Annotated in this window: 15 protein-coding genes; 9 read left to right on the top strand and 6 right to left on the bottom strand. The window is 60.5% G+C overall.

What is annotated here, in order from left to right:
• The 3 genes from EDF61_RS11590 to tkt are packed head-to-tail and all read right to left on the bottom strand — an operon-like array spanning position 1 to position 4,812.
• Entirely contained in the window at positions 1-1,575 is a 1,575-nt protein-coding gene (locus EDF61_RS11590; RefSeq protein WP_133834202.1) for a phosphoglucose isomerase-related protein, read from the bottom strand.
• On the bottom strand, positions 1,576-2,679 hold the full coding sequence (gene tal, locus EDF61_RS11585; protein WP_105656655.1) for a transaldolase: 1,104 nt from the start codon (positions 2,677-2,679) through the stop codon (positions 1,576-1,578). It abuts the gene before it with no gap.
• Between the two features lie 18 nt (positions 2,680-2,697).
• Positions 2,698-4,812 (bottom strand): transketolase, encoded by a 2,115-nt coding sequence (gene tkt, locus EDF61_RS11580; protein WP_133834201.1) that lies wholly within the window; start codon positions 4,810-4,812, stop codon positions 2,698-2,700.
• An 808-nt stretch (positions 4,813-5,620) separates the two neighbouring features.
• Between tkt and EDF61_RS11575 the strand changes: the two genes are divergently transcribed.
• The 3 genes from EDF61_RS11575 to EDF61_RS11565 all read left to right on the top strand — a co-directional run bounded on the left by EDF61_RS11575 (position 5,621) and on the right by EDF61_RS11565 (position 8,072).
• Positions 5,621-6,568, top strand: a complete 948-nt coding sequence (locus EDF61_RS11575) for a heme o synthase (protein WP_133834200.1) — start codon at positions 5,621-5,623, stop codon at positions 6,566-6,568.
• 213 nt (positions 6,569-6,781) lie between these two features.
• Positions 6,782-7,132: a PadR family transcriptional regulator gene (locus EDF61_RS11570; protein WP_133834199.1), complete on the top strand. Its 351-nt coding sequence runs from the start codon at positions 6,782-6,784 to the stop codon at positions 7,130-7,132.
• On the top strand, positions 7,116-8,072 hold the full coding sequence (locus EDF61_RS11565; protein ID WP_133834198.1) for a DUF1700 domain-containing protein: 957 nt from the start codon (positions 7,116-7,118) through the stop codon (positions 8,070-8,072). The genes EDF61_RS11570 and EDF61_RS11565 overlap by 17 nt, the downstream gene beginning before the upstream one ends.
• Before the next feature lie 49 nt (positions 8,073-8,121).
• On the opposite strand, the gene EDF61_RS11560 is transcribed toward EDF61_RS11565, so the two are convergent.
• From EDF61_RS11560 to EDF61_RS11550, 3 genes are read right to left on the bottom strand one after another with little or no spacing between them, the layout of a single operon-like run.
• Positions 8,122-9,072: a COX15/CtaA family protein gene (locus tag EDF61_RS11560; RefSeq protein WP_133834197.1), complete on the bottom strand. Its 951-nt coding sequence runs from the start codon at positions 9,070-9,072 to the stop codon at positions 8,122-8,124.
• Between the two features lie 32 nt (positions 9,073-9,104).
• Positions 9,105-9,869: an ABC transporter permease gene (locus EDF61_RS11555; RefSeq protein WP_105656649.1), complete on the bottom strand. Its 765-nt coding sequence runs from the start codon at positions 9,867-9,869 to the stop codon at positions 9,105-9,107.
• Positions 9,866-10,819: an ABC transporter ATP-binding protein gene (locus EDF61_RS11550; RefSeq protein ID WP_133834196.1), complete on the bottom strand. Its 954-nt coding sequence runs from the start codon at positions 10,817-10,819 to the stop codon at positions 9,866-9,868. Before EDF61_RS11550 ends, EDF61_RS11555 begins: the two co-directional genes overlap by 4 nt.
• Positions 10,820-11,009: 190 nt before the next feature.
• Here EDF61_RS11550 and EDF61_RS11545 point away from each other — a divergent pair, with 190 nt between their 5' ends.
• From EDF61_RS11545 to EDF61_RS11520, 6 genes are all read left to right on the top strand, one after another.
• A complete protein-coding gene (locus tag EDF61_RS11545; RefSeq protein WP_105656647.1) occupies positions 11,010-11,795 on the top strand; it encodes a helix-turn-helix transcriptional regulator in 786 nt (261 codons plus the stop codon).
• Entirely contained in the window at positions 11,792-13,252 is a 1,461-nt protein-coding gene (sufB, locus tag EDF61_RS11540; RefSeq protein ID WP_133834195.1) for a Fe-S cluster assembly protein SufB, read from the top strand. Before EDF61_RS11545 ends, sufB begins: the two co-directional genes overlap by 4 nt.
• 2 nt (positions 13,253-13,254) lie before the next feature.
• The gene (gene sufD, locus EDF61_RS11535; protein ID WP_133834194.1) at positions 13,255-14,535 is read left to right on the top strand and encodes a Fe-S cluster assembly protein SufD; all 1,281 of its coding nucleotides are present in this window, start codon (positions 13,255-13,257) and stop codon (positions 14,533-14,535) included.
• A 61-nt stretch (positions 14,536-14,596) separates the two neighbouring features.
• Complete coding sequence (gene sufC / locus EDF61_RS11530; protein WP_105656644.1) at positions 14,597-15,355, top strand: Fe-S cluster assembly ATPase SufC; 759 nt, start codon at positions 14,597-14,599, stop codon at positions 15,353-15,355.
• A gap of 10 nt (positions 15,356-15,365) precedes the next feature.
• On the top strand, positions 15,366-15,710 hold the full coding sequence (locus tag EDF61_RS11525; RefSeq protein WP_133834193.1) for a metal-sulfur cluster assembly factor: 345 nt from the start codon (positions 15,366-15,368) through the stop codon (positions 15,708-15,710).
• 147 nt (positions 15,711-15,857) lie between these two features.
• Positions 15,858-16,142, top strand: a complete 285-nt coding sequence (locus EDF61_RS11520; RefSeq protein ID WP_105656642.1) for a metal-sulfur cluster assembly factor — start codon at positions 15,858-15,860, stop codon at positions 16,140-16,142.
• Positions 16,143-16,155: the final 13 nt, after the last annotated feature.

Below are 16,155 nucleotides of genomic sequence, written 5' to 3'. Positions count from 1 at the left end.
TTACTTCGCTGCCTCTAGCAGGGCAGCGATTCCGGCGGCGCGGTCCGTGAGGTTCACGCGCAGCACTGGGCGGTTATGTTCGGCGTCAGCCAGTACTGCGCCATCGCCGATCGCCTGGGCGGTGATCAGGCCGCCGAAGGTGTACGGACGCTCCGGGATCCCAAGGTCTTCCTTGTGATCCGCGGTGACCTGCAAGAACACGCCCTGTGCCGGGCCGCCCTTGTGGTACTGGCCGGTGGAGTGCAAGAAGCGCGGACCCCAGCCGAAGGTGACTGGACGGCCGGTCTTCTTGGCGAGCAGATCGCGCAGCGCGGCAAGCTCCTGGTCCGCATTGCGGTTCAGGTATGCCTGGATGGCAAGGTAGCCGTCTGCCGGAAGCTGCGCGGCGAGCTGCTCCACAGCCGCCTCCAAGGTCTTGGCCCCGGTGCCGTAGAGCTCAACTGGTCCGTCCACTGCATCCGGTGCGCTCTGCGCCGGAGCATCGAGCATGGAACGGGCGGCGATCTTCGCGGCCTCGACATCAGGCTGGTCGAAGGGGCTGATGCCCAGCAGGTAGCCGGCCACGGCGGTGGCGTACTCGAAGATCATGAAGGCGGTGCCCAGCGGTGCACTGAAGTGCACGGCGGTGGCGTCCTCGTCGAAATCCTCAGGCAGCGCGTCGTAGACGAACAGCGGCAGCACGTCCTGAGCCGGGTTCGCCAGCTCCGGTGCATCCACATGCGCGGCAACAGGCAGCACGCCCTTGCCTTCCTTGCCGGTGGACTCGGCGATCAGCTGCTCGGCCCAGTCGCCGAAGCCCGGCAGGGCATCGCCCACACAGGCAATCAGCAGCTTGTCGCGGCCCGCGGTAGCCATGGCGGCACCCAGGTGCAGCGCGAGGTTGTCCTCGTCGTCCAGGGCCAGCACATCGTTGATCAGCCCGGATTCTTCAACCAGGGCTTCGATGTCCGCGCCGGCCAGGCCCGAAGGGACCAGGCCGAAAGCGGTCAGCGCCGAGTAGCGCCCGCCGACATTCGGATCCGCAGTGAATACCGCGCGCACGCCATCAGGATTATCCATGGGCGAGCCCGGATCGGTGACCAGCACCAAGCGGGTCGCCGGATCGATGCCGGCAGCCTGGAAAGCTGCGGTGAACGCACGGCGCTGCGAATCGGTTTCCACGGTGGAACCCGACTTGGAAGCAACCACCACGACGGTGCGCTGCAGATCGGTTTCCACGATCTGCTTGACCATCGACGGATCGGTGGTGTCGCAGATGACCAGTTCCACCTCGTCATGGGCGGTGATGACCTCAGGAGCCAGCGAGGAGCCGCCCATGCCGCACAGCACGATGCGGGTCAGGCCCTCTTCTTGCAGCTCATCGCGCAGATCCAGGATCTGCGGGATCAGTTTGCCAGCTGCCTCGAAGGGGTTGACCCAACCGAGGCGGATGGCCGATTCAGCTTCTGCCTCAGGACCCCAAATGGTCGGGTCCTGGGCGGCGATGCGGCTGCCGATCTTCGCTTCGATCAGCTTCGGGAGCAACGCATCGACGGAGGCCAGGGCCTCGCCGGAGGTTACCAGACCAAGCTCCATCTACTTGGCTCCCTTCAATGCCACAGCCATGTCCTCAAGCAGCTCGTTCCATGCGACGTCGAACTTCTGAACGCCTTCGACCTCGAGCAGGTCCACGACCTCGTTGTAGTCGATGCCCAGTGCAGCGAGCTTGTCCAGCACGCGGTTGGCCGCATCGTAGCCGCCGGCGATCGCGTTGCCGCGCACCTCGGCTTCAGCCGCGGTGGCGTCCAGGGTCTTCTCCGGCATGGTGTTCACGGTCTGCGGCGCGACCAGTTCGGTCACGTACAGGGTCGATGGGTAGGCAGGATCCTTCACGCCGGTCGAAGCCCACAGCGGACGCTGGACGTTGGCGCCGGCAGCTGCCAGCACCTCGTAGCGTGCCGAAGCGAAGGACTCTTCGAAGACCTGGTAAGCCAAGCGGGCATTGGCCACGCCGGCCTGGCCGCGCACGGCGGCCGCGGCATCGGTGCCGATGGCGTCCAGGCGCTTGTCGATTTCCGAATCCACGCGGGAAACGAAGAAGGAAGCGACCGAGTGGATCTTGGACAGGTCCACGCCGGCAGCGTGGGCCTTCTCCAAGCCCAGCAGGTAGGCGTTGATGACCTCGCGGTAGCGTTCCAGCGAGAAGATCAGGGTGACGTTCACCGAAATGCCGGCGGCAATGGTTTCGGTGATGGCTTCCAGGCCCTCGACGGTTGCCGGGATCTTGATCAGCACGTTCTCGCGGTTCACGCGTTCGTACAGGGCCTTGGCCTGGGCGATGGTCGGTGCGGTCTCGTGAGCCAGGCGGGGATCGACCTCGATGGACACGCGGCCGTCGAAGCCCTGGGAGGACTCGTAGACGCCCTTGAACAGATCGCAGGCAGCTGCCACGTCGTCGCTGGTGATCTCGGTGATTGCGTCCTCCACCGAGCGGTGCTTCTGCTCGGCGATGGCCTCGCCGTACACCTCTGCCTTGGACAGCGATGCCGCGAAGATTGCCGGGTTGGTGGTCACGCCGACCACGTTCTTCTCTTCGATCAGCTTGGCCAGCGAGCCGCTGGTCAGCCGTTCACGCGAAAGGTCGTCCAGCCAGATGGAGACGCCGGCATCGGACAGGGCCTGGGTATTCGGGTTGCTCATAATCTTTACTTCGGTTCCTTACTTGGCAGCGTTCTGCATGGAGGTTTCGGCAGCGGCTACAACAGCCTCGGTGGTGATGCCGAACTCGGAGTACAGCTTCTTGTAATCGGCGGAAGCGCCGAAGTGATCCAGCGAAATGATTTCGCCGTGCGCGCCGACCAGCTCGCGCCAGCCCTGGGCCACGCCGGCTTCAACCGAAACGCGGGCGGTGATGGCTGCCGGCAGGACCTCTTCGCGGTAGGCCGCGTCCTGCTTGGCGAACCATTCCAGCGACGGCAGCGAAACGACGCGGGCCGCGATGTTCTTGGCAGCCAGGGCTTCGCGGGCCTCGATGGCGAGCTCGACCTCGGAGCCGGTGGCCAGCAAGATGACATCCGGGGTGGTCTCCGCGCCATCGCGCACAGCCTCGGCGAGGATGTAGCCGCCCTTCAGCGTGCCTTCGGCGCCGCGGAAGCCGGTGGCCGCGCGGTCGTAGATTGGCAGGTTCTGGCGGGAGAGGACGATGCCCGAAGGGGTGCCGGTCAGCTCGAGGATGCCGCGCCATGCGTAGGCGACTTCGTTGGCATCCGCCGGGCGGACGACGTCGAAGTTGGGGATGATGCGCAGCGACGCGAGCTGCTCCACTGGCTGGTGGGTCGGGCCGTCTTCGCCCAGGCCGATGGAGTCGTGGGTCCACACGAAGATCGAGGGGACACCCATCAGCGCGGCCAAGCGGATCGCCGGACGCTGGTAGTCCGAGAAGATCAGGAAGGTTCCGGAGAATGCACGGGTCGGGCTGGAGAGCACGATGCCGTTCACGATCGAGGCGGCGGCGTGCTCGCGGATGCCGAAGTGCAGCACGCGGCCGTACGGGCTGGCGGACCAGGAATCGGTGGAGCGGCGCTCGGGAGCGAAGGACTTCGCGGTCTCGATGGTGGTGTTGTTCGAACCGGCGAGGTCGGCAGAGCCGCCCCAGAGTTCTGGCAATTCATCGGCTATCGCGTTGATGACCTTGCCCGACGCGGCGCGGGTAGCCATGGTGGCGCCTGGCTCGAAGGTCGGGATCTTCTCGGTCCAGCCCTCTGGCAATTCGCCAGCCTGCAGGCGCTCAAGCAGGGCGGCTTCTTCCGGATTGGCGGACTTCCAGGCCTCGAAGGTCTCGTTCCACGAGGCGTGCAGCTGTGCACCGCGGGTTACGACCTCGCGGGCGTGAGCCAGTACATCGTCCTCGATCTGGAAGTTCTTCTCGGGGTCGAAGCCCAGGATCGTCTTCAGGCCGGCAACTTCGTCGGTACCCAGCTTCGAGCCGTGGATGCCGCCGGTGTTCTGCTTGGTCGGCGATGGCCATCCGATGATGGTGCGCAGGCTGATGATCGATGGGCGGGAGGTCTCGGCCTTCGCGGCGCGCACAGCAGCATCGAGTGCGGCCATGTCCTCGACGTATTCTCCGGTGACGGTCCAGTCCACGCGCTGGGTGTGCCAGCCGTAGGACTCGTAGCGGCCCAGCACGTCTTCGGTGAAGGCGATGTCGGTGTCGTTCTCGATGGAGATCTTGTTGTCATCGTAGATCACAACGAGGTTGCCCAGTTCCTGGTGGCCGGCCAGCGAGGAGGCCTCGGAGGTGACGCCTTCCTGCAGGTCGCCATCGGAAGCGATGACGTAGACAGTGTGGTCGAACGGGCTGGTCCCTGCCTCGGCAGCTGGATCCAGCAGGCCGCGCATGCGGCGCTGGGAGTAGGCGAAACCAACGGCGGAAGCCAGGCCCTGGCCCAGCGGACCGGTGGTGATCTCAACGCCGGCGGTGTGGCCGAACTCCGGGTGGCCCGGGGTCTTGGCGCCCCAGGTGCGCAGCGCTTCGATGTCTTCCATCTCCAGACCGTAGCCCGAGAGGAACAGCTGCAGGTACAGGGTCAGCGAGGTGTGGCCCGGGGAAAGCACGAAACGGTCGCGGCCGATCCAGTTCGGATCCTTCGGATCGTGGCGCAGGTGCTTCTGGAAAATCAAGTAGGCGGCCGGAGCCAAGCTCATTGCGGTACCGGGGTGGCCATTGCCAACCTTTTCGACGGCGTCGGCTGCCAGGACACGGGTGGTGTCGATGGCCTTACGGTCCAACTCGGTCAGTGAGAATTCTTCAACTAAGGATTCAGTCGCCACAGCGGCGTTCCTTCCATTCAGGCTTGGACGGGAGATATCTCCCGCTGACACGCAATACGCCGTCGCCTCCTGCTTCCTCCGGCTGTGCTTTATTCAGAGGGATGCAGGTCGCGACGGCGCAATCTGAGTCAACTCTATCGCGAAAAGGCGTATTGGGGCGTTGGATTTAGCAAGATGACACAGAATTATTCGGTTTGCGCAGAAGGTGGACTTGATACGGCTATTCATGCCACGGCGTGAGCGAATTGCTCAGGCATTCTGCGCATTCGTGCGCAGGTGGCAGCCGGGGGATATGGGTGGCCGGGCACTTCTGCCAGCCGGTGCACGGCAACCAGCCAACGCTACAAAGAACAAGATTTGTTCCACTAGCGGCCATCAGTTGCCATCTTTGTTCATTTGGGAGCAGGGTCCGGGGGACCGCGCGCAATCTGCCGAAATGCTGTTGGGCATTTGGAACTGGATGAGTTCTCCCGCCGCGCGGGGTTATTCCATCGAAGGCTCCCGGCTTGTCGACTTTGGCGTGCTGCAACGGTACGCGGGAAACGCTGGTTGGGGCGGGGGCCGCCTGCGGAAGATCGGTTCGAGGAGCAGAATCCGATGGGAGCGTGAAGCCGCAAAGGTGCATGGCTAGCCGCCGGGCAGGCGATTGTAGCGTCTTGAATTGAGCCAAATCACCATTTTTCAACTGTGATCCTCTCCTGGGGAGTTTCAATCAATTTCTATCCAGCGTAGAATGACAGTGTCTGTCTTGTACCCGTGAAGAACTGAGTGCGTTTAATTGAAGACTCAAAGTGTCGCCGCAGCATCAGTGCCCCGCGCATCGCGTCAGCCTGATGAGAATGCCGGCGATTTTCTGAAGCGCAAGGCCAATGCCTACGTGGCGTTGACGAAGCCTCGCGTAATCGAGTTGCTGCTAGTGAGCACCCTTCCGACCATGATCTTTGCCGAACGGGGTTTCCCCTCCGTCTGGCTCATGATCTCCACCCTTGTTGGTGGAGCTATGGCCGCAGGTGCTTCTGGTGCATTCAACTGCTATATCGATCGCGATATGGATAAGTTGATGAAGCGTACCAAGGGGCGCCCTTTAGTCACTGGGGACCTCACCCCGAGGGAAGCACTGGTCTTCTCTTGGGTATTGGCCATAGCCTCCCTGGTGGTTCTCTGGGTTGGCACCAATCCGCTGACGACCGTCTTGGGCCTGGCTGCAATCCTCCTCTACGTCGTGTTCTACACTTTGATCCTCAAGCGCCGTACCGCTCAGAACATTGTCTGGGGTGGCATCGCCGGCTGCATGCCTGTGCTGATCGCTTGGGCCGCAGTGACCAACACAATTGAATGGCCAGCGATCATCCTGTTCCTGGTGATCTTCCTCTGGACCCCGCCGCATTACTGGCCGCTGTCCATGAAGTATGCGGATGACTACAACGCGGCTTCAGTGCCTATGCTGGGCGCGATCGCCAACGCTCGCCGCGTTTCGGTACAGGTTGTGCTCTACGCTTGGGCCACTGTCGTTTGCTCGATGCTGCTGGTCCCACTGGGTAGCGCAGGAATCGTTTACACTGCAATCGCTGGTGGCGCGGGCATCTGGTTCGTCTACGAATCGCACGTGCTCTACCGCGAAGCGCAGAGCGACCATAAGCCGGCTGAGATCAACCGCAAGGCCATGAAGGTCTTCCATATCTCCATCACCTACTTGTCGATCGTATTCCTGGCCTTGGCCATTGACCCGTTCGTGGGTAGCCCGCTGTTCGGCTAGGTTCAACGCCGCAGCTGAGCGTCGGTTAGCGCCCTTCCTGGAATCCAAATGAAAATGGATTCCAGGAAGGGCGCTTTTCTGCGTTCGAGCGTAGTTGCCCTTCGCGTCGGCCAATGCATGCGCACTATGCGTTTAGGCAGAAATTACTCTCATCGAGGGAAATAAGACTAGATCTTGCTATGCAAGTCTTGCTACGCAAGGTATGGTTATCGCATGTCCGATCAACGCGAGAAAATCGCCACGAATATACGCAAGGGCGTCCTTGAATACTGTGTGCTGGCTTCGTTAGCCAGCGGAGATAAATACGGGTTGGAGCTGGCAGAAGCGCTCACCGCGCGGAAGCTTACCGCCGGCGAGGGGAGCCTGTATCCGTTGCTGGCGCGCATGAAAGCCACTGGGCTGGTAGAAACCTACTGGGAAGAAGGCGCGTCGGGACGCAAACGGAAGTACTACACCATTACCGAGCACGGGCATCTGATGGTTGGAGAGTTCCGCGGGGTATGGGAAGCAATTTCAATGCAAGTCACCGATCTACTTGGAGAGCAACATGGCATCGACAGCTGAGCAGTACAGCGCGGAAGCGTATTTGCGGGAATTGGGGAAGCTCCTGCGCGGTGCTCCAAGGGATATGGGCGTAGAGCTTCTGGAGGATGTGGCGCAGCATATCGAGGATGGCCGAGCCCTAGGCAGGGATGATGACCAAATCCTCGCCGCGCTAGGCAGTCCTGAAGCTGTTGCAGCCCCTCTGATGGCCGAGTACGCGGCTCCGCAGGAGCGGGCCATCCTACGCAGGAATAGCTTGGTGCTCGGTGCGGTGGCACTGGTCCTCGGTGTCCTTGTCTCCATCATCGATACGACTCTGGCAGATACCCTGGGTGACCTGATTTTTGGCGCTTCTGTGCCAGAAGGTGAGGGCAGTAGCTACGACTCGATATATGAGCAAGGCGCATTGCAACTGCTGATCTTCGCAATATTCGGACTTGGCGTAGCGGCCACCGCGGCCATGAAGGGAAAAGCGGCACGAATCTACGGCTACGCGGCGGCCTTGTGCATGACAGCGCTCGTTGCCGGATTCATTACCAGCAGTGGAATCTTCTATATCCCGTCAATGGTCGCAGCATGGATGCTAGTCGGAATCAATGGGCGTTCTTCCAAATCGGTGAATCGAGAACCGCGTTCGAAATTGATCCGCATCATTGGTGGCACTGCTCTGCTATTGCCAGTCGTGCTCCTGGGAGCCGCATCGTTCACGAGTATCGAGCCGAACGTCGCCGTGTACGCATACCTTGCCCTGGGCTTGGCCTGCGGCATCGGGTTCTTGTCCAATTCCCGGATTGCTCTATGGGCTACCTGCGCTAACGGTGCCGCCCTTCTTGCGGTTTCCACCGTGGATCAAGGGCTGCTGCTTGCGGCATTCTGGCTAGCCGGAACAGTCTATTTCTTCTTTGGACTTTATGGTTTGATGTGGTTCACGCGCCGTGGAACGGCCGGGGGACAGCGTTAAGCAACTGGGGTTTGCCCTGCACATCGAGTGCAGGGCAACCCCCAGTCATTTACTCAGGATTCTCGGAATCGTTGCGCTGGTATTCCGGAAGGATGGCAGCCCGATCCCAGACGTTTGCGGAGGCGGCAAGCAGCAAGCTCGCGCCGAGCATGTGGGAGAGTACCAGGGCGACTGGCAGCCCATTGAAATGCTGGATGTAGCCAATTGCTGCCTGGACCGCAATTGCCGCGACAAGCCACCAGATGGCGATGCGAAGCTGGATGTTTCCGCCCTGCTTGTAGGCCAGAATCAGCACCACGATGGTTGCGGCAACGAGCAAGTACACCGGAGCAGTATGCATGCGGGTTACCAGCAGCGGATCGAACAAGTGGCGCGGGGCATCGGCATCGCCTGCATGCGGTCCGGTGCCGGTCACGATAGTTCCGAATGCCACTGCGAGCAGGGAGAAGATCCATGCGGCGAAGGAGAGCTGGCGGATCGACTTGCTGCTCTGATCGCACTTGCGGTTCTTCAGTTCCTTGGCGGTGCGGTTCACCTGGAATGTTGCCATGATGACCAGTGCGCCGGAAATCAGGAAGTGCACCGAAACGACCCAAGCGTTCAGTCCGGTCCACACGGTGATGGCTCCGATGAGTGCCTGCAACGCGATGCCGGCGAGCAAGCCGATGGACAGCTTGAACAGGGTGCGGTGGGTAGGGCGCATCTTCCAGACGGAGATCAGGAACGCGACAGCGATGACCAGCAGGACAAAGGTCAGCAGGCGGTTGCCGAACTCGATGATTCCATGGATGCCCATTTCCGGGACAGGGGTCATCGAACCGGGAACGCAATTGGGCCAGTGGGAGCAGCCGAGGCCCGAATTCGTCAAGCGTACGGCTCCACCGGTGACGATAATGCCAATCTGCGAGATCAGGGATGCGATCGCGAGACCATGCACGAGGCGAGTGACCTTCGTGGGCAGTTTATCGGCCCAGCTCTGGGTGGCTTGGGCTGAAGACATTGAAATCTCCCTTTTCGGAATTTGGGTGGTGGTCAGCTCCATTTGAACAGCTTGATGGCTGCAAAGGAGCCAACTGCTGACCAAAGGATCAAGAAGATAAGGCCAGCAATGCTGAACTGGCCGTGGATCAGGGCATCGCGCATGGCATCGCCCAGCGCTGCCGATGGCAGCGCATTCAGGGTTGGCTGGGCCCAATCAGGGGCCATGCTCAAGGGGTAGAGGACACCGCCGGCACCGGCCAGCAGGATCCAGGCAAGGTTGGTGATCGCCAACGTCGCTTCAGGGCGGACGGTGCCGGCAATCAGCAGGCCTAGCGCGGTAAACGCGGCTGCGCCCAAGAGCAGGAAGAGTATAGCCGGAGCAATGCCCCAAGGGTTCGGATGCCAGTCCAGGAACAACAAGGAGACAGAGCAGATTAAGACGACCTGGATCAGCAGGACCGACAGCACGGCAATGACCTTGCCGAAAATCAGTCCGGTTTTCCCCAGCGGCGTAGTGGAGAACATGGTCAGCACGCCATAGCGGCGGTCAAATCCGGTGCCAATTCCCTGCCCGGTGAAAGCCGTCGAAATGACGCACAAGGCCAAGACGCCAGGAACGGCGGCATCAATGCTGCGGTCTGCGACATCCTTGACCAGATCGGTCAGGGTGAGCACGAAGAGCGCAATGAGCGGCATGACAACAGCGAGAATGAGCTGTTCGCCATTGCTGAGCATCTGGATGGATTCGTATTTACCCTGGTTCAGGATTCGGCGCAGTGGCGAGACAGCATTGGAGCGTGCCTGTGTTTGGCTCATGCCCTTCCCTCCTTCTGTGCGATTTCAAGGAAAACGTCTTCGAGGCTTCGTGACTGCAAGTTGAGCTCGGTTGGCAAAATGCCCTCCTGGAGCCACCAATGGGTTAGCCAGTTCAAGTGTTCGGGGGAGTTGACCCCGTCGAGCCGGTATTGGCCGGCTCCGGTCTCCTCCAGGTGCAATCCTGCCGGTGGTTCAGGTAGGCGCAGCCCTGCTGGGGCGGAGAAGGACACCGGGCGGGTGTCCTGGTCTTCGGCAGCGCGGGCCGTCAGCTCGGCCACGGTGCCTTGCGCCACGGTGCAGCCCTTGTCGATGATGTAGACGTAGTCGCTGAGGCGTTGCGCGTCATCCATGAGGTGGGTGGTGAGGATGATGGCCTTTCCTGCATCGCGAAGTTCGGCAATGAGGTCGAAGACTACCTGGCGGGACTGCGGATCCAGCCCAGCACTTGGTTCATCGAGGAAGAGCACTTCCGGATCTCCGGCCAGCGCCAGGGCCAAGGCGACGCGCTGCTTCTGGCCACCAGAGAGACGGCGGATCGTGCGGGTGCCAAATGATTCGAGATCCAACCGTGTGATCAACGCATCAATATCAATGGGCTTCTGATAGAGGGAAGCGACGTGCCTCAAGAGCGGAACCGGTCGCATTGAGGGTGGCAACCCTCCGTCTTGGAGCATGACTCCGACGCGGGAACGCAATTCGGGATTGTCGCCGAAGGGGTTCTGGCCCAGGAGTTCGACGGTTCCACCTTCGGGCTGAAGCAGCCCCTGGGCACAAGCGAGGGTCGTGGATTTGCCGGCTCCGTTAGCTCCTAAAAGCGTGGTGACCTGACCCGGATAAGCTTTTAGGGACACCGACTCCAGGACTCGCAACATGCGATTGTCCAAGGCGGGGACTGGACCTAAATCTTTAGCCAGCTCGTTGATGACAAGGCTGGGAGTTACAGAAGACACTGAAACATTCTACGACATGTCGAACTGGCTGAGCTGAGTGTTTTGTCACCAACCCTCGAGTTCCGTTGAGGTGGGCGGGACAATGGAAGTGTCAGAGGTTCGATTCATGTAACGCACTAGTCGGGCAAGCATGTCCTTAGTAAGTCCTTCCTTACTAGACCTAGAGCAAAAATTTACGCATGATTGTGTTGTGTATTCATCAAATTCAGAATCAGCTAGTGGCTCCACTGCCGCGACAGTTGGCGCAGTTGGGGATACCGAGGAGCGTACGCGCGACCGCGTCCTGTACGCAGTACTCGAGGACGGGCCGGTCAGTGCTGCCGAGCTTGGAAGCAAGCTGGGCTTCACGCCTGCTGCGGTCCGCCGTCACCTCGACGCGCTCTCAAAATCGGGACTCGTAGAGGTGAAACTGGTAGCCAACCAGAAAACCGGTGCTGGACGTCCGTCGCGTCGCTACGTGCTTTCGCACCGCGGGCAGACGAAGTTGGGCAACGATTACCTGGAGATTGCTTCCGACGCATTGAAGATGCTCGGCGATGCGGCCGGAGAGGACGCGATTCGCAAGTTTGCGCGTAACCGCTTCGCATCAATGGAAGACCGATACGCCAAGGCGCTGGTCGGCGTTGAAGGGCTGGAAGCACGAGCCGAGGTGCTGGGCAATTTGCTCAGTGCAGATGGATTCGTGGGATACACCCGAAAAGTGGATACCAAAGTGGCAACTGCCCTGATGCATAGCGTGCAGCTATGCCAGGGACACTGCCCGATACAAGACTTGGCACGAGAGTTTCCAGTGTTTTGCGACATGGAAACGGAAATGTTCGCCCGCTTGCTAGGCGTCGACGTCCGACGACTGTCGACCTTGGCCGGTGGAGGACACGTGTGCACGACCCACATCCCTGTGGGGCGTGAAAAGGCGCCAATGCGCGCTGAGAAAAGAACTCGAATTCAGTTCACGAAGCAGGAGAGGCCGCGATGACGGATCAGATTGCACAGGAGTCTGCCGACCCGGGTGTAATTTCCGAAATTCTGGAGAAGAACCCCGAACTCCACGGAATCGGCAATTACGAATACGGCTGGTCAGACAAGAACGACGCGGGTGCAAATGCGCGCCGTGGCGTCGACAAGGACGTAGTGGCGAATATTTCCGCCCTGAAGTCCGAGCCAGAATGGATGCTGGAGCGTCGCCAGAAGGCGCTGAAGTACTTCGATCGCAAGCCAATGCCTACCTGGGGTCCAGACCTCTCGGGTATTGATTTCGACAACATCAAGTACTTCGTGCGTTCCACCGAGAAGCAGGCGACCTCCTGGGAAGAACTTCCAGAAGACATCAAGAACACCTACGACAAGTTGGGTATTCCAGAGGCTGAAAAGCAGCGTCTGGTGTCCGGCGTTGCCGCCCAGTACGAGTCCGAGGTTGTCTACCACCAGCTGCGTGAAGACCTTGAAGCCCAGGGCGTCATCTTCCTTGACACCGACACTGGACTGAAGGAGCACCCGGAGATCTTCCAGGAGTACTTCGGCTCGGTCATTCCAGCGGGCGACAACAAGTTCGCTTCGCTGAACACTGCCGTGTGGTCCGGCGGCTCGTTCGTGTACGTCCCGAAGGGCGTACACGTGGAGATCCCGCTGCAGGCTTACTTCCGCATCAACACGGAAAACATGGGCCAGTTCGAACGCACCCTGATCATCGCTGATGAGGGCTCCTACGTTCACTACATCGAGGGTTGCACCGCACCGATCTACCAGTCGGATTCGCTGCACTCTGCCGTTGTGGAAATCATCGTGAAGAAGGACGCCCGCGTTCGCTACACCACGATCCAGAACTGGTCGAACAACGTCTACAACCTGGTGACCAAGCGTGCCGTCTGCGAAGAAGGCGCCACCATGGAATGGGTCGATGGCAACATCGGCTCGAAGGTCACCATGAAGTACCCAGCCGTTTACCTCGTTGGCGAACGCGCCAAGGGTGAGACCCTGTCCATCGCCTTCGCCGGCGAGGGCCAGCACCAGGACACCGGATCCAAGATGGTCCACATCGCTCCGAACACCTCTTCGGCCATTGTGGCCAAGTCGGTGGCTCGTAACGGTGGCCGCTCGGCTTACCGCGGCCTGGTCCAGGTCCAGGAAGGCGCCAAGGGCACCAAGAACTCGGTGGTCTGCGACGCGTTGCTGGTCGACCAGATCTCGCGTTCGGATACCTACCCGTACATCGACGTCCGCGAGGACGACGTAACCATGGGCCACGAGGCGACCGTCTCGCGCGTTTCCGAAGAGCAGCTGTTCTACCTGATGTCCCGCGGCATGGCCGAGGACGAGGCCATGGCAATGATCGTGCGCGGCTTCGTTGAGCCAATCGCACGCGAGCTGCCTATGGAGTACGCGCTGGAACTGAACCGCCTTATTGAACTTCAGATGGAAGGATCGGTCGGCTAAGAATGTCGGAGACCACCACCCATATCCCAGCAGAGAAGGCGCGCATCGGCGCACCATCGATTCCTGGATTCACCGAAGAGGGCGAAGACCTTTCGCCGATCAACGACAACGACAGCTCGCCGCTGGCCGGTGCCTCCACCAAGGCGCACAGCCACGGCGGCGGAGTTGGAGTTCCCGATTCATCGCGTGCCGGTCGACTGACCAGCACCAATGTAGATGACTTCGCCAAGCTGACCGGTCGTGAAGAGGACTGGCGCTTCACCCCGCTCAAGCGCCTGAAGGGCCTGCACAGCGATGACCTCACCGGCGCGGCTCCCAAGATAGAGCTCGCCGGCAACGGAATCGCCAAGCTGTCGGTTGTTCCGGCTGGCGACGCGCTGAACGGTGTTGCGCATACCCCGGATGACCGCGTGTCGGCCAACGCTTGGAAGTTCGCTTCCGAGACCCACGTTGTGACGATCCCGAAGAACGCCGAAGGTGCCAACGCAACCCTGCGCATCACCGGCGAGTCGCTGGCAGCGGCGGCTCAGCACCTCATCGTTGTTGCCGAGGAAAATTCCGAGGCTACTGTTGTGCTGGACCACGTCGGTTCGGCAGTGCTGGCACAGAACGTCGAGTTCGACGTCCAGGCCAACGCCCGCTTGACCGTGATCTCCCTGCAGGCTTGGGAAGATGACGCCGTTCACGCTTCCTCGCAGCAGGCGCTGGTAGCTGCTGGCGCTTCGTTCAAGCACATTGTTGTTTCCTTCGGTGGCGACCTGGTTCGCGTGAACCCGTCGGCTCGCTTCACCGGCGAACGCGCTGAGATCGAGCTCTACGGCTTGTACTTCGCAGATGCCGGCCAGCACCTGGAGCACCGCTTGTTCGTTGACCACGCTGTGGCCAACTGCAAGTCGAACGTGCTGTACAAGGGTGCGCTGCAGGGCAAGGACGCACACACCGTGTGGGTTGGCGATGTGCTGATCCAGAAGGCTGCTGTTGGTACCGACTCCTACGAAGCCAACCGCAACCTGGTTCTGACCGATGGCGCCCGCGCTGATTCGGTTCCGAACCTTGAAATCGAAACCGGTCTGATCGATGGTGCTGGCCACGCATCGACCACCGGCCGCTTCGACGATGAGCACCTCTTCTACCTGATGGCTCGCGGCATCGATGAAAAGACCGCACGCCGCTTGGTAGTTCGCGGATTCCTGAACGAAATCGTTCAGCAGATCGGCGATGAGGCTCTGCAGGAGCGACTGACCGACACCATCGAAGAAGAATTGGCTGCTACCGAGAACTAGGTAGTGCTCGCTTCACCAGCTTTTTAGCCTTAGCGCTTTTTAGAAAGAAACGGAACGACGTATGTCTACTCTGGAAATCAAGGACCTGCACGTCTCGATTGACACCGAGCAGGGCGAGAAGGAAATTCTCAAGGGTGTAACCCTGACCATCAAGACCGGCGAAACCCACGCAATCATGGGCCCTAACGGCTCGGGCAAGTCGACCTTGGCTTCGACCATCGCTGGCCACCCGCGCTACAACGTCACCTCCGGCTCCATCACCCTCGATGGTGAAGATGTCCTGGAGATGAGCGTCGATGAGCGCGCCAAGGCTGGCCTGTTCCTGGCTATGCAGTACCCGGTAGAGGTACCAGGCGTAACCATGACCAACTTCCTGCGTACCGCCAAGACCGCCATCGACGGCGAAGCTCCAAAGCTGCGTACTTGGACCAAGGACGTCAAGGAAGCTATGAGCAAGCTGAAGATCGATGCCGACTTCGCTGGCCGTAACGTCAACGAAGGCTTCTCCGGCGGCGAGAAGAAGCGCGTCGAGATCCTGCAGCTGGAACTGTTCAAGCCCAAGTTCGCAGTGCTGGACGAGACCGACTCCGGCCTGGACGTCGACGCTCTGAAGGTTGTCTCCGAGGGCGTTAACCGCGCACAGGACGAGAACGAAATGGGCACCCTGCTCATCACCCACTACACCCGCATCCTGCGCTACATCAAGCCAGAATTCGTGCACGTGTTCGTGGATGGCCGAGTTGCAGAACAGGGCGGCCCGGAACTGGCTGACCGTCTGGAAGAAGAAGGCTACGACCGTTACCTGAACGTCAAGGCCTAAGGTTACAATCATGAGCGAATCGACCGAACAGAGCACGGGAGCCGCTACGACTCCTCTGGAAGACGTTGAGGAAGCGCTCAAGGACGTCATTGACCCTGAACTGGGTGTCAATATTGTCGACCTGGGTTTGCTGTACGGCCTGAAGTACGCGGATGACGGCGTACTCTTGCTGGACCTCACGCTGACAACCGCCGCTTGCCCGCTCACCGATATTATCGAAGAGCAGGTCGGCCAGGCGCTGGAGAGCGTTGTAGACGACCACCGTTTGAACTGGGTCTGGATGCCGCCTTGGGGTCCAGAACGAATCACCGATGACGGTCGCGATCAGATGCGAGCCCTGGGCTTCAACATCTAATTTAGGCTGTTTCAAGCAGAACCGCTTGCTCCCTACGGGGGTGAGCGGTTCTGTTCGTTAACGCCCGAGGGGCCTGCATTCCTTCTGGTATCTCGTGGAAGAGCCGAAAGGGAAAGGGGTACCCGGGGCAGAATCGGGGAGCAGCGCATGTCCGAAGCCGCAAATGGTGCACATGAGAGCGCAACGTGGCCGATCGCAGAAATCGACGAAGCACCCAAGGACGTGAATGACCTCGAGCTGGGAGTCAACATTGTTGGCCTGGGCCTGCTTTACGGACGGTGTTTCGACGGCGATTCAGTCCTGGAAATCGACCTGACGTTGACGACGCCTGCCTGCCCGCTGACCGATCTACTCGAAGCGCAGATTGATGAAGTGCTGAAGAACCTTGTCGACGGCCGGAATCAGATGCAGGCCTTGGGGTTCAACATCTAGGCCAATGCCCCAA

The sequence above is a fragment of the Arthrobacter sp. JUb115 genome (genome assembly GCF_004365035.1).
Taxonomy (GTDB): Bacteria; Actinomycetota; Actinomycetes; order Actinomycetales; family Micrococcaceae; genus Glutamicibacter.
The sequence above is the reverse complement of the archived record's forward strand: the minus strand, read 5'-3'. Positions and strand labels throughout refer to the sequence as shown.

Coding starts and splice junctions, on each gene's coding strand:
- EDF61_RS11560 (WP_133834197.1), bottom strand. CDS start 9,072: ATGTCTTCAGCCCAAGCCACCCAGAGCTGGGCCGATAAACTGCCCACG.
- EDF61_RS11555 (WP_105656649.1), bottom strand. CDS start 9,869: ATGAGCCAAACACAGGCACGCTCCAATGCTGTCTCGCCACTGCGCCGA.
- EDF61_RS11520 (WP_105656642.1), top strand. CDS start 15,858: ATGTCCGAAGCCGCAAATGGTGCACATGAGAGCGCAACGTGGCCGATC.
- tal (WP_105656655.1), bottom strand. CDS start 2,679: ATGAGCAACCCGAATACCCAGGCCCTGTCCGATGCCGGCGTCTCCATC.
- sufD (WP_133834194.1), top strand. CDS start 13,255: ATGTCGGAGACCACCACCCATATCCCAGCAGAGAAGGCGCGCATCGGC.
- EDF61_RS11565 (WP_133834198.1), top strand. CDS start 7,116: ATGGCATCGACAGCTGAGCAGTACAGCGCGGAAGCGTATTTGCGGGAA.
- EDF61_RS11525 (WP_133834193.1), top strand. CDS start 15,366: ATGAGCGAATCGACCGAACAGAGCACGGGAGCCGCTACGACTCCTCTG.
- sufB (WP_133834195.1), top strand. CDS start 11,792: ATGACGGATCAGATTGCACAGGAGTCTGCCGACCCGGGTGTAATTTCC.
- sufC (WP_105656644.1), top strand. CDS start 14,597: ATGTCTACTCTGGAAATCAAGGACCTGCACGTCTCGATTGACACCGAG.
- EDF61_RS11590 (WP_133834202.1), bottom strand. CDS start 1,575: ATGGAGCTTGGTCTGGTAACCTCCGGCGAGGCCCTGGCCTCCGTCGAT.
- EDF61_RS11570 (WP_133834199.1), top strand. CDS start 6,782: ATGTCCGATCAACGCGAGAAAATCGCCACGAATATACGCAAGGGCGTC.